Annotated in this window: 13 protein-coding genes; 5 read left to right on the top strand and 8 right to left on the bottom strand. The window is 39.0% G+C overall.

Going from position 1 to position 12,114, the window contains the following annotated elements:
* Positions 1–8 precede the first annotated feature (8 nt).
* The 3 genes from rnpA (at position 9) to ACSVH6_RS02485 (ending at position 2,913) form a co-directional block, all read left to right on the top strand.
* Positions 9–398 (top strand): ribonuclease P protein component, encoded by a 390-nt coding sequence (rnpA, locus tag ACSVH6_RS02495; RefSeq protein WP_438075220.1) that lies wholly within the window; start codon positions 9–11, stop codon positions 396–398.
* Between the two features lie 63 nt (positions 399–461).
* A complete protein-coding gene (locus ACSVH6_RS02490) occupies positions 462–2,099 on the top strand; it encodes a S41 family peptidase (protein WP_438075218.1) in 1,638 nt (545 codons plus the stop codon).
* Between the two features lies 1 nt (position 2,100).
* Positions 2,101–2,913, top strand: coding sequence for an OmpA family protein (locus ACSVH6_RS02485; protein ID WP_438075216.1), 813 nt, complete (start codon positions 2,101–2,103; stop codon positions 2,911–2,913).
* A gap of 2 nt (positions 2,914–2,915) precedes the next feature.
* Here the strand turns inward: ACSVH6_RS02485 and ACSVH6_RS02480 are convergent, their stop codons facing one another.
* The 6 genes from ACSVH6_RS02480 to ACSVH6_RS02455 all read right to left on the bottom strand — a co-directional run bounded on the left by ACSVH6_RS02480 (position 2,916) and on the right by ACSVH6_RS02455 (position 8,631).
* A complete protein-coding gene (locus ACSVH6_RS02480; protein ID WP_438075214.1) occupies positions 2,916–3,362 on the bottom strand; it encodes a GNAT family N-acetyltransferase in 447 nt (148 codons plus the stop codon).
* 6 nt (positions 3,363–3,368) lie between these two features.
* Positions 3,369–4,340 carry a DUF4837 family protein gene (locus tag ACSVH6_RS02475; RefSeq protein ID WP_438075212.1) on the bottom strand — a complete coding sequence of 324 codons (972 nt, stop codon included), beginning with the start codon at positions 4,338–4,340 and terminating at the stop codon, positions 3,369–3,371.
* A 38-nt stretch (positions 4,341–4,378) separates the two neighbouring features.
* On the bottom strand, positions 4,379–6,628 hold the full coding sequence (locus ACSVH6_RS02470) for a LysM peptidoglycan-binding domain-containing protein (protein ID WP_438075210.1): 2,250 nt from the start codon (positions 6,626–6,628) through the stop codon (positions 4,379–4,381).
* Positions 6,629–6,721: 93 nt separating this feature from the next.
* The gene (locus tag ACSVH6_RS02465; RefSeq protein WP_438075208.1) at positions 6,722–7,909 is read right to left on the bottom strand and encodes a phosphoglycerate kinase; all 1,188 of its coding nucleotides are present in this window, start codon (positions 7,907–7,909) and stop codon (positions 6,722–6,724) included.
* Positions 7,910–8,063: 154 nt separating this feature from the next.
* Positions 8,064–8,420 (bottom strand): helix-turn-helix domain-containing protein, encoded by a 357-nt coding sequence (locus tag ACSVH6_RS02460; RefSeq protein WP_438075207.1) that lies wholly within the window; start codon positions 8,418–8,420, stop codon positions 8,064–8,066.
* A gap of 79 nt (positions 8,421–8,499) precedes the next feature.
* Complete coding sequence (locus ACSVH6_RS02455) at positions 8,500–8,631, bottom strand: hypothetical protein (protein WP_438075205.1); 132 nt, start codon at positions 8,629–8,631, stop codon at positions 8,500–8,502.
* 152 nt (positions 8,632–8,783) lie between these two features.
* On the opposite strand from ACSVH6_RS02455, the gene ACSVH6_RS02450 reads away from it, so the two are divergent.
* Both ACSVH6_RS02450 and ACSVH6_RS02445 read left to right on the top strand, forming a co-directional pair.
* Positions 8,784–9,935, top strand: coding sequence for an ATP-binding protein (locus ACSVH6_RS02450; RefSeq protein WP_438075769.1), 1,152 nt, complete (start codon positions 8,784–8,786; stop codon positions 9,933–9,935).
* A gap of 3 nt (positions 9,936–9,938) precedes the next feature.
* Positions 9,939–10,322, top strand: coding sequence for a DoxX family protein (locus ACSVH6_RS02445; protein WP_438075203.1), 384 nt, complete (start codon positions 9,939–9,941; stop codon positions 10,320–10,322).
* 74 nt (positions 10,323–10,396) lie between these two features.
* Here ACSVH6_RS02445 and ACSVH6_RS02440 read toward each other — a convergent pair whose 3' ends face one another.
* Together ACSVH6_RS02440 and ACSVH6_RS02435 are read right to left on the bottom strand one after the other, a co-directional pair.
* On the bottom strand, positions 10,397–10,975 hold the full coding sequence (locus ACSVH6_RS02440) for an OmpH family outer membrane protein (RefSeq protein WP_438075201.1): 579 nt from the start codon (positions 10,973–10,975) through the stop codon (positions 10,397–10,399).
* 246 nt (positions 10,976–11,221) lie between these two features.
* Positions 11,222–12,067: a class I SAM-dependent methyltransferase gene (locus ACSVH6_RS02435; protein WP_438075199.1), complete on the bottom strand. Its 846-nt coding sequence runs from the start codon at positions 12,065–12,067 to the stop codon at positions 11,222–11,224.
* Positions 12,068–12,114 lie beyond the last annotated feature (47 nt).

Raw genomic sequence — 12,114 nt, 5'->3', positions numbered from 1 at the left:
CAGTCATAATGGATTTCACTTATCCGAAAGCTGAAAAACTCAAAAGCAAAACCATGATTGACTTGCTGTTTTCCGAAGGAAAATCGGTGAGTAAATACCCGTTACGTCTGGTGTATGTTTCCCATGATTTTGAAGAATCGGTCCCGCTCAAAATGGGAGTTTCTGTTTCTAAAAAGTATTTCAAACACGCCGTAGACCGCAATTATTTTAAGCGGGTATTGCGCGAGTGTTATCGTCTGAATAAATCCATTTTGATTGATAATACAGAAGGTAAATACTGTTTTATGTTTTTTTATCAAACTAAAGATAAATTGTCTTATGCTGACATCAACGAGAAAACGGTTCAACTTTTTGAAAAGTTTGTCAAGGACATTCAGGGACAAAAAAATGTTAACTAAAATCGGTATCCCTACCGTTTGCCTTAATTTAGTATCTTCGTTAACTTCTTAAAAGAAAAAGTTATGTTTTCAAAAATCAAAAAAAGATATATTATCACCTTTATTTTGAGCGTATTTCTGTTCGTAGGGGTCAGTTTTAAAGACGATTTTTTCGAAATTTCGAAACAGATAGAAATCTTCACCACGCTCTATAAAACCGTGAATCAAAACTACGTGGAGGAAACCAATCCGGCAGAGCTGATGGACAAAGCCATCAAGAGTATGCTGGCCGATTTAGATCCTTATACCAATTATTTTAACGAACAAGATGTTATTAAATTCAAGATTAATAATACCGGTGAATATACGGGAATAGGTGCTTTGATTACCCGAAAAGAGGACAAACTTATCATTAAAGAACCCTACAAAGGCTATCCGGCAGACAAAGCGGGATTAAAAGCCGGTGATGAAATTACTCAAATTGGTGATGTTCTTTTGGCTGATTTTAAAGATGATGCTTCGCAACTGATGAAAGGAGCGAAGAATACAAAAATTGACATCAAATACTTACGTCAGGGCAAACCGATGAGCACTCAGCTGATATTGGATGAAGTAGATGTTAAGGCAGTTCCTTTTTATGGCAAAGTAGATGATAAAACCGGTTATATTGTTTTATCACAATTCAATGCCAAAGCCTCATCAGAAACTAAGGAAGCTCTAGAAAAATTAAAAGAGCAGGGCGCCACCCAGATTATTTTAGACTTGCGTGGCAATCCGGGCGGTTTGTTGAACGAAGCGGTAAACATCTGTGGGTTGTTTGTTCCGAAAGGCGAAACGATAGTAACCACCAAGTCAAAAAATGCCAAGTTTAACAACACCAATAAAACTACTCGAGAACCTATAGATACCGAAATTCCGTTGACCATTATTGTTGACGGCAAAAGTGCTTCAGCTTCTGAAATTGTTTCGGGGGCCTTGCAGGATTTGGACCGTGCCGTGATTATAGGCAGCCGAAGCTATGGCAAAGGACTGGTACAACGACCATTTGACATGATTTACAATACTCAGGTCAAAGTCACTATTGCCAAATATTATACTCCATCCGGTCGTTGCATTCAGGCATTGGATTATGGTCATAAAGACGCGAACGGAAAAGCCATTCGTACCGAAGCAAAAAATTACAATGCCTTTAAAACCAAAAAAGGAAGAACTGTATACGACGGCGGTGGTATTTTGCCAGATGTGGTTTTGGAAAACACCAAAACCAGTGCTATTGCGGAGGCGTTACAAAAAAATGATGCCATTTTTAATTATGCCACGTATTACTATTACAAGAATCCAAACTTGGGCGATAAAATCCCAACTTTGAGCGACGCTGATTTAGCCGATTTTAAAGCATTTATCAAAAGAGAGAAAATTGCCTTTGATACTGAAACGGAAATCGCTTTGAAAGCCATGTTGGAAAAAGCCAAGAAAGAAAATGTAGACGGTGCCATTACCACGGAATATCAGCAATTATTGACAGCTTTGGAAAAAAGTGAAGAAACTTTGATTGACAAAAACAAAACTGAAATTAAAAATTTACTTTTGGACGAAATTATCAAGCGATACCAATACAAAGAAGGTTTGTATCAGTATTACATCAAAAACAATTTCGAAGTGAAAAAAGCGGTGGAAGTTATGAATGATAAAGCCGGTTACAACAAGATTTTAAAAATTTAATATGAAGTTATTAAAATATCTGCCATTACTGTTTATTGGTTTATTACACGCACAGGAAGAAGTAGTACATTCTGTTTATTTTGAATTTGACAAGTTCACGCTGACCGAAAAACAAGTCAGTGAAGCGGTAGATTTCATCAAAAAAACAGATTCCACCCGAATCGAATCCATTCAGATTTTTGGTTATACCGATGATGTCGGAAAAGAAGCCTATAACTATAAGCTTTCTACCAAGCGTGCGACAGCAATTCAAAATAAATTTATAGAAAACGGCATTAAAAGTAAAATCATTGTAACCATTGAAGGCAAAGGGCGTATTTTAATTGACGATGACATCGTTGAAAACCTGCCTGAAAAACGCTCTAAAAACCGTCGTGTAGACATTGTGCTAAATTTAAAGCCACTCCCTAAAATTGAAATCCCGGGATTTTACAACACTGTTCAAAAGCACCATATTGTTGGGGATCATATTTACTTGGACAATGTATTGTTTGACCGTGGCAGTAGCAAACTGACGTTTAAAACCAAAACTGCATTGGATAAAATTGCCAAGCTTTTACTGAAATATAAAACCCTGCAATTTGAAGTACAGGGCCACGTGTGTTGCACCCCACCGTACCAAAAAGAAGCGATTGACCTCGATACCAAAAAACGCCAACTCTCTACCAATAGGGCCGAAGCGGTATACAAATACCTCATTCTCAAGAAAATTTCAAAGGACCGTATGACCTTCAAAGGTTATGGAAATACTGTGCCGCTTGGGAAAGGAACCGAATACGACAGAAGAGTGGAATTGGTAATTTCCAAGATATAAGCTTATTCCTTCTTCATTTCAATATGCGGAATGTCATCTTCTAAATACATCTCGCTGGTTTGAATAAAACCATGGCTTTCGTAAAATTTTTTCAAATACAACTGTGCCGAAATCGTAATCTTGGTTTCGTTCAGTTTTGTTTTCATAAAGTAAATAGCTTCGCGCATCAGGATGTGCCCTAATTTTTTATCACGATAACTTGGTTTTACGACCACACGCCCAATAGAAGCTTGTTCAAAGTAGTCATTTGCTTTAAACAATCGGGCATAGGCCACAATTTGACCATTATCTTCTCCGATTAAGTGTAACGCTTTCGAATCTTTGCTGTCTATATCCTGATAAACGCAATTTTGCTCCACTACAAAGACTTCGGCCCGCAATTGGAGTAAATCGTATAGCTCATTGATTGAAAGTGTCTCAAATCGCTTTATTTTCCATTCTAAATTCATGCTGTTTTATTTTTTGATTTGAACTGATTTAATGATGGATTCCAATTCAAACATCAAATCACGTTTTTCCTTTGAGGGGGCATAGCAAAACCCTTCCAGTACCAGAATGCGCCCGTGGTCTTTGTCAAAAATGGTGTAGTTGATAAAAGGTCCCGACATGAAGTCGTTTTTCATCTGCCAGGTTCCTTTGGTTTCATAAGCGTTGTTCCCAGCCAAAATGATTTTGGAAAAATAGGGTGAATACGCCTCTTCGGTAACCATCTGGGTTCCGGGTGCCGAGCCGTGAATGTACCTGTTTCCTATTGAATCACGGACTTTGATTATGTCTTTCACTGCGTATCTTGGTCGTATGCTTTTCAGGGGAATTTGATAAATTATCAGGCTCGTATTACCGCCGATGATTTCGCTTTTCAGCCAAATAAAATTTTTGCGACGCATTACATAGTCATATTTCTTGGGAACCCGCAAATCAATATCAAACTTGAGTTGGATTTTTTTAGTATTCAGTAACGAATCTTTAAAGGTTTTTTGCTCTTGTATGATTTCGGTGTTGTGCATTTTTTGGATAATATCAGGTGTGTGTGCTTCTAAAATTTCCAAAATTTCAAAAGCGGTTCTCCCTGAAATGTGAATCGCATTTTGCGGTGAAGCAAATTCGTTTTCTTTGATTTCAAATTTGTTCTCGTTATCCTTTTTGATAATTATGATATTGCGGCTATCGGTTGAATAGCCTTCAAACAATTTAGCCGGATATTGATTGATGGTAAATAAAGGTTCTTCTTGTGGTAGTCCCAAAACGGGTGAAGCGAATTTATTTCGGATGCTGTCACCCACTTCCCCATTCCAAAGTTGATCATCAATAATTACGGCAATGGTGTTAATGGCGGCGGAGGATTCGTCGGGTAAGTTCTCTTTTTTAAACGAGCAGGAACTCATTAAAACCGAGAACAAAAGCCATAAAAAAAGGGTTTTATTCATAACTGAAATAAAACCCAAATTTATAGAAGATTTTCGGATTAACCGTTGTTAATTTTCAACTTCATCCCCGGTTTTAAACTTTCGTTTTTGATACCGTTCCATTTTTTGATGTCAGAAATAGTAACTCCCGGATATTTTTTGGCAATACTGAATAAAGAGTCGCCTTTTTTAACGTAATACAATTTTACTTCATCTCTTTGGTTAGCAGCAATCGCTTCTTTTTTAGACGGCTTTACTTCGTTGATAGCTACTTCTTTTTTAGAAACGGTTAAAGAAGTTCCCAATTTGATATTGTTATCTTCAAGTCCGTTCCACTCTTTGATTTGATCAACAGTCGTGTTGTATTTTTTGGCGATACTACCAATGTTATCTCCTTTTTTGACTTTGTATTCAACGATTTTAGTTTCTGTTTTTGGTGCTTCTTCCTCTACATTGCTTTCAGCCGTATTGGCTAAGGCCAATTTGGAACCCAACTGCACATTCATGTCTTCCAGGTTGTTCCATTTCTTTAAGTTCTCCAAACTCACATTGAATTTTTTAGCGATGCTGAATAAGTTATCACCTTTTTGAACCTGGTAATAATCCTTTGGATTTTGAGTGGCATCGTTATCGTTTGAAGCTACAGCAGTTTCCGGTTCAGCCACGGCTTTGCTGTTTTTCACTTCTTTTCTAACGGTGGTAACCACTCTTTCATTTTTGATGATTTTCAAGCTGGTTCCTGAAGCAATGTTATTGCCTTTTAAATGGTTCCATTTTTTTACTTCAGCCACAGTCACTCCGTACTTATCTGAGATTTCACCCAAGTTATCACCGCTCTTCACTTTGTGGTATTTGATGACATCTTTATACGAAACTACTTTTTCTTCTTTGAAAATTTTTGGTGTATTCGCTGCTAAAGCGGTCGTTTCTTTTACCGAAATCGTATCTTGTTTTACGGCTTTTTTAGTGGTAACCGCTACGGCTTCAGAAGTATAAATCTTCAATTTTTTACCTACAGGTGCTTTGCTGCTTCTTAAGTGATTCCATTTTTTTAAATCGGACATGGCCACACCGTATTTATCTGAAATCTCACTTAAGCTGTCGCCTCTTCGTACTCTGTGGTATTTTACTTTTGTTACCGATGAACTGATAGAATCTTTGGAAGCCAACATGTATTCGTATGGTCTTTCTCTTCTGCTTTCTTCGTATTGTACATAAGCATAAATCTTATCTTCATTTGAAGTAAACATCGCTATTTTATCTATCGGTAATCGTAAATAATGCGCTTCGCCGGTGATAAAAGGAATAACTTCTCTCTTGTAGGACGGATTGAAGAACTGTAGTTCAGCCACCGGAATGTCTAACAATTGAGAAATTTGTTTGAACGTCATGGCTCTTTTGATCATGATGGTGTCAGTAGCAAAGTGGTTGGCAATCGCCTTATCCGGTTTGATACCGTGTTCTTTGTGGTATTCGAAAATATACATGGTTGCCAAGAACGCCGGTAAATATCCCTGTGTTTCTTTTGGTAAATATTTTCTAATGTTCCAGTAGTTTTGTTGCCCTCCTGAACGTCTGATGGCTTTGGCCACGTTACCCGGTCCTGAGTTATAAGAAGCCAATACTAGATCCCAATCACCAAAAATTTTGTACATATTGGTCATGTATTGGGTAGCGGCGTTGCTGGATTTCAACGGATCATTTCTGTCATCTACATACGAGTTGATGTTCAAATCATATTGTTTACCGGTTTGGTACATGAACTGCCATAAACCGGTTGCTCCTACTCTTGATACGGCTCTTGGGTTTAACGCTGATTCTACTACCGATAAATATTTGATTTCCAAAGGGATGTTTTGAGAGGCTAAAGACTCTTCAAACAAGGGGAAATAAAATTGAGAAATTCCCATTAATCGTTCGAAGGCTCTTTTTCTGTTCTTTAAAAAGGACTTGATTACGTTTTCAAGACCAACATTGTATTCAATGTTAAATGGCGATTTCTCGTCCATTTTCTTTAGTCTTTCTTTCAACAATTCTGTTGGTAATTCGTAATCTACTTTTTCATCTACGTTGATGTTTTTGATGTCGAGCGTCAGTTCGTTGTATAAATCCAAACTGGCTAACTCTTTCATCCACAAGCTGTCGATACAAGAGGCAATTTTGTCGTGTACAAAAGTGGCCTTGATGGAATCTAAAACCTGTTTGTTGGTTAAGTCTCTTTTAAACGGCGTAATGCTCAAATCGTCCTGGGCAAAGATTGCCGTGGATGTGAGCAGGACCGCTAAAATTGTTATTTTTTTCAAATTCATAATCTGTAATTATAAAGTGGTATTTTGTATCGTGATTGCCTGTTATAGTATTCACAACGTAAATACTTGTTTTTTATTGTGTTGCCCGAAATATTAATTCAGTATCGCTGCTATTCCGGGTAATGTTTTTCCTTCGAGCATTTCTAACATGGCTCCTCCTCCGGTGGAAACATAACTCATTTGATCTTCTAAGCCGAATTGTTTTACCGCTGCGACTGAATCGCCACCTCCCACAAGAGAGAACGCGCCGTTTGCCGTTGCTTCAGCAATGTCTTTTCCTAATTCGATGGTTCCTTTGGCAAAGGTTTCCATTTCAAAGACACCCAAGGGTCCATTCCAAAGGATGGTTTTTGATTTCATGATGACTTCTTTGAAATTTTCCAACGATTTCGGACCTGCATCGAGGCCTTGCCATCCGGCCGGGATTTCGCGCACGTCAACTACCTGAGTGTTGGCGTTGTTTGCAAAGGCATCTGCAGCTACTACATCAACGGGGATGTGTATTTGTACATTTTTTTGTTTTGCCAGGTGTAAAATCTCTAAGGCTAATTCCTGTTTGTCGTCTTCACAAATGGAGTTCCCTATTTTTCCGCCTAAGGCTTTGATAAAAGTAAACGTCATTCCGCCGCCTATGATCATGTGGTCTACTTTGTCTAATATGTTTTCGATAACGGTGATTTTGGAGGACACTTTGGAGCCACCTAACACTGCGGTTACCGGTTTTACAGAGTTATTGAGTACTCTGTTTAAGCTTTCTATTTCTTTGGCCAATAGGATTCCGAAGCATTTGTGGTTCGGAAAGAATTGGGCAATTATCGTTGTTGACGCGTGTGCTCTGTGTGCAGTTCCGAAGGCATCATTGACGTAGATATCGCCCAGGGATGCCAATTCTTTGGCAAAATTTTCGTCGCCGGCTTCTTCTTCTTTGTAAAAACGAAGGTTTTCTAACAATAAAACCTGGCCGGGTTTTAGATTTTCAGCGGCTTGTTGGGCCACATCGCCTCTGCAATCGTTGGCGAAAATGACGTTCACGCCTAAAATTTCGCTTGTTTTGGCCACAATGTGGCGTAATGAATATTGGTCTTCTTTTCCTTTGGGTCTGCCTAAATGAGACATTAAAATTACACTGCCTCCGTCTGCCAGAATCTTGTCTATAGTGGGCTTTGCGGCCTCGATACGGGTAGCATCGGTTACGTTAAAATTTTCATCTAACGGCACATTAAAATCTACACGGATGATGGCTTTTTGATCCTTAAAGTTAAAATTCTGAACAGTTTTCATTTGGCTTTTTAAAAGGTTTGAATCCTTGCAAATATAGTAAAATTTAATTTTATCGGTCTTTTTTGTGTTTTAGTCGATGATTTTTAAGAAAATTTTAAGTTTTATTTGATTCGTTATCAACCCTTTATCCGAATGGTTGGTTGCGATTTGGGGGTTAGGGTTGGGAATTATTGAGTTGGTCAATGTAGTTGTTGATTTCCCGGATTTTATCAAAGGGAAGTTGTTTTATTTTTTGGGTGATGGTTTGGCTCTGCGCTTTGGGCTCGAGTTTTTGCATGGGGTGCGGATGGGAGATGGCGTTTTCGGAATCAGGGGTCCAGATGAAGAGTTCGTCGGGTGTGCAATGCAGGTGGATGCAAATTTTTTCGAGATATTTGAAGGGGATGCTGCCGACCTGGTTGTGGATGAGTCGGGTGGCGGTGTAATATGGGATGCCGCATTGGTGGAGGAACCCGTTCATGTTTTCGATGCCTTTGCTTTGTAATGCCTGATGGAGATTGAGTTTTAACATGATTTTGTTGTGTTTAAAGTTAGTAAGTTGTTGATTTTTATACAGTTTATTTTGATTTAGGCAAAAACCGTTCCGTTTTTTAAATGACGGGTTTGGGTTTAGGCAATGCTGATTTTGTTTCAGCCACGGCTACTTTCGGTTTGCGTTGATTCCCTTTGGTTTCAGGATGCAACGGTGTTGTTTCAGGCTTTACCGGTTTAGGTTCAGGCAATTACTGTTTGGGGTTAGGCCATGTTCGTGTTGGTTCAGGCCATGCTTGTTTTGATTCAGACGATGACGGTTTCGGTTTGTGCAAAAGCCATTGCGATTTATGCAATTGCGGAATCGTTTCAGCGGGCGAAATATTTCTGTTATATTTGCTTTATGCAGTTTTCAGAAATACTTGGTCAGGATTACATTAAGAATCACCTTATTAGCAGTGCATTGTCGGGCAGGATACCGCATGCGCAATTGTTTGTCGGTCCGGAAGGCAGTGGTACGCTGGCGATGGCGGTGGCTTATGCGCAGTTTGTTTTGTGCCAGAATGTGGGGTCTGAGAACAGTGGCGGTAATGCGAGTTGTAATTTAAAATTTGATTCGTTGTCGCATCCTGATTTGCATTTTGTGTATCCGAATGTGGCCAATGACGAGGTGAAATCGAAGCCTAAGAGTGCTGATTTTATTATGGATTGGCGGGAGTTTGTGTTGCAAAATCCGTATGGGAGTTTGTTTGATTGGTATAAGCATTTGGGGGTTCAGAACAAGCAGGGAGAGATTCGGGTGGATGATGCGCAGGATATATTGAAGTCGTTGGCGTTGAAATCGTATGAAGGCGGCTTTAAGATTATGATTGTTTGGATGGCGGACAAGTTGAATATTGCCGCTTCGAATAAGTTGTTGAAATTGTTGGAGGAGCCACCTGAGAAGACGCTTTTTCTGTTGATTTCGGAACAAGAAGAAGATATTATACAGACGATACGTTCGCGTTGTCAGGTGCTGCATTTTGGGGCTTTGCCCGAGGCCGTTATTGCGAAGGCCATGAAAGAGCGGTTTTTTTTGGATGATGCTTCGGCCAACAAGGTGGCGCATCAGGCGCAGGGCAATTTTAACAAGGCCTTGCACATCGTGAAAAATGATGCGGAAGAATTTCCGTTTGAGCAGTGGTTTGTGGATTGGGTTCGGGCTGCTTTTCGGGCCAAAGGCAATGCGGCTGCCATACAGGATTTGATTGCCTGGAGTGAGGAGATTGCCGGTTTGGGTCGCGAGGCGCAGAAGCAGTTTTTGAACTATTGCATTGAGCTGTTTCGCCAGGCGCTATTGCTTAATTACCAGACGGATCGTTTGGTTTATATTGAACCTAAGGTAGACAAGTTCAGCTTGGACAAGTTTGCTCCGTTTGTGAATGGTTCGAATATAAATGCTATTTTTAGTGAGCTTTCGGATGCTATATATCATATCGAAAGAAACGGAAATGCCAAGATTATTTTGACTGATTTGTCTATAAAACTTACGCGTTTAATCCATAAAAATGAATAGATTATGACTAGTCCGGCTTCTTTTTTAGTGTTGTTGTTTTTGGCGGTTACTTTTATCCAATCGGCCTACGATAAGGTGTTTGGCTGGCAGGCTAATATTGACTGGCTGAAAGGTCATTTTGCAGAGACTGTATTGAAAAATTATGTGCCTGCGGCAGTATTTGTATTGCTGGTTTTAGAACTGGCTACGGGGGTATTGACTTTGGTAGGTTGTGTGGAACTGTTGGTTAACGGAGGCAGAACTTTTGGTTTTTACGGCGCTGTTTTGTCGTGTATTACCTTGATTTTCATGCTTATGGGCCAGCGTTTGGCGAAGGATTATGATGGTGCAAGGACGATTGCCATTTACTTTATACCGGCTGTTTTGGCTGTATTTTGGTTGACTTAAACTTAGGATACGAACTAAAAAAGGCTCCCGATTGAGGAGCCTTTTTTTATGATTTGCACGGAACCGTGGAGTGCTTATTTCTTTTCTTCTTTGGTTGGCGCTGCTTTCTCTTCTTTTTTACCTTCCGATTTGTATTTATCGTTGACCATTTTGATGATCTCTTTGGTAATATCGTAGTTGTCTTTGGCGTACAGAACCGATTGTGCATCACCGGTACCGTAGATGTAATCGTAGCCTTTTTCTTTACCGTAGTCTTTGATTATTTTTTTGTAGGCTTTTACCAAAGTGTCCATTTCTACAGCGCTTTCCTGTTGTAATTGTTGCAACATGGCTTGTTGTGCATAGGTTAAACGTTGCTCTCTGTCTTGCAATTCGGCTCCTTTTTGTTGTGCCCAGGCTTGGCCGTTTTTCATGGCGTCTTCTTTGAAGCTGGCGGCTTCTTTTTTGAATCGATTGACTTCCGCTTCCAATTGGCTGCCCATTACTTTGGATTTGTCTTTGTATTTGGCTTCGATATCTTTGGCTTCTGTAGACTCTTCCATGAGTTTTGCAGTGTCTATGTAAGCGGTTTTAAATTCTTTTGTTGACGTTGTCGTTTTGTTGCAGGCAATCATTGCAATAGCGGTTGCAAAAATGAGGATCGTTTTTTTCATTATTTTTCTAAAATTTGTTTCGGTATCAAAAGTATAAAAATAAAATACAATTGTACTAAAGGTTAAAATTGGGTTTTTGTATTGAATTTTTAAGGTATAACTATTATTTATGGCTTAAAAAAAGCCTATAATCTAAGATTATTGATTTTGGGTTCAAATAAAGCGATTTAAAGGACTTTTTGATTTAAGTCAGCCCAACGCATAAAACTGCTTTATTTCGTGCATTTCGGGCTTTTATTTTGTTTTTTATTGGTTTTTTATGATGTAAATATGTGAAGAATACTCTTTGGTTTGTTTTCCGCTCCAATTTGACTTGAGGCCCACAAAAAAAGCGCGGATGAAGTTCATTCTTCCTGTTTTGTATTTTTCGGAAAGCAGGCTGACATAAAAGCTATCAAATTTCATGGGCAACACTTCGGTTACTTTCATTTCTTTTTCGGCGAATAATTTTTGGATAGTTGTTTTGGAAAAATGCCAGATGTGTCTGGGTACGTCATAAGCGGCCCAATGCCTTCCGTAGAATTCGGCATCAAATGATTTAAAATTAGGAACGGCAACTATGATGGTTCCGGATGGTTTGATTATTCTTTTCAATTCCGAAAGGTATTCGTCAAGATTGGGAACATGTTCTAAGACGTGCCACATGGTAATTACATCAAAAGATTGGCTTGGCAAATCCATCAGGTTATCGGCAAAAGTAACTCCTTTTTTCAAGGCGATGCTTTTGGCTTTGGCGCTAGGTTCAATTCCGGTAGTTTCCCAGCCATCGGATTGAGCAACTACTAAAAAGTCTCCGGTTCCGGCCCCGATGTCTAACAATTTTCCTTTTGGAGATTGTGCATTTATGAGCTTTACTTTGTTCTTCAGCGCAATATTTTTAATGAAATGATACATTCTTTCGAACAAAGAACGTTTGCCGTCGGTATGTGAAATATAATCGTCGCTTTCGTAATAGGCGGGTAATTTCTCTAAAGAAGGCTTAGGGAAAGTGATTAATAAATCATATTCGGGGTTGTGGTGTAATTCGAAAATTTCTTTGGAAACAGAATAATCTTTTACTTTCAGAAAAAAAATATTGTTTTGAAAACTCATATAAAGGCTTTATTGATAAGGCTTGCGGAAGTTCGTTTCACGTGGAA

The organism is Flavobacterium sp. XGLA_31, from assembly GCF_051547105.1.
Taxonomy (GTDB): Bacteria; Bacteroidota; Bacteroidia; order Flavobacteriales; family Flavobacteriaceae; genus Flavobacterium.
Note: the sequence above shows the minus strand (reverse complement) of the source record. Positions and strands in the feature narration are given on the sequence as shown.

What these genes read in the sequence shown, in the direction of transcription:
- ACSVH6_RS02475 (WP_438075212.1), bottom strand. Translation starts at nt 4,340, where the DNA reads ATGAATAAAACCCTTTTTTTATGGCTTTTGTTCTCGGTTTTAATGAGT.
- ACSVH6_RS02460 (WP_438075207.1), bottom strand. Translation starts at nt 8,420, where the DNA reads ATGTTAAAACTCAATCTCCATCAGGCATTACAAAGCAAAGGCATCGAA.
- ACSVH6_RS02480 (WP_438075214.1), bottom strand. Translation starts at nt 3,362, where the DNA reads ATGAATTTAGAATGGAAAATAAAGCGATTTGAGACACTTTCAATCAAT.
- ACSVH6_RS02490 (WP_438075218.1), top strand. Translation starts at nt 462, where the DNA reads ATGTTTTCAAAAATCAAAAAAAGATATATTATCACCTTTATTTTGAGC.
- ACSVH6_RS02450 (WP_438075769.1), top strand. Translation starts at nt 8,784, where the DNA reads ATGCAGTTTTCAGAAATACTTGGTCAGGATTACATTAAGAATCACCTT.
- ACSVH6_RS02470 (WP_438075210.1), bottom strand. Translation starts at nt 6,628, where the DNA reads ATGAATTTGAAAAAAATAACAATTTTAGCGGTCCTGCTCACATCCACG.
- ACSVH6_RS02485 (WP_438075216.1), top strand. Translation starts at nt 2,101, where the DNA reads ATGAAGTTATTAAAATATCTGCCATTACTGTTTATTGGTTTATTACAC.
- ACSVH6_RS02435 (WP_438075199.1), bottom strand. Translation starts at nt 12,067, where the DNA reads ATGAGTTTTCAAAACAATATTTTTTTTCTGAAAGTAAAAGATTATTCT.
- rnpA (WP_438075220.1), top strand. Translation starts at nt 9, where the DNA reads ATGGATTTCACTTATCCGAAAGCTGAAAAACTCAAAAGCAAAACCATG.
- ACSVH6_RS02440 (WP_438075201.1), bottom strand. Translation starts at nt 10,975, where the DNA reads ATGAAAAAAACGATCCTCATTTTTGCAACCGCTATTGCAATGATTGCC.
- ACSVH6_RS02465 (WP_438075208.1), bottom strand. Translation starts at nt 7,909, where the DNA reads ATGAAAACTGTTCAGAATTTTAACTTTAAGGATCAAAAAGCCATCATC.
- ACSVH6_RS02445 (WP_438075203.1), top strand. Translation starts at nt 9,939, where the DNA reads ATGACTAGTCCGGCTTCTTTTTTAGTGTTGTTGTTTTTGGCGGTTACT.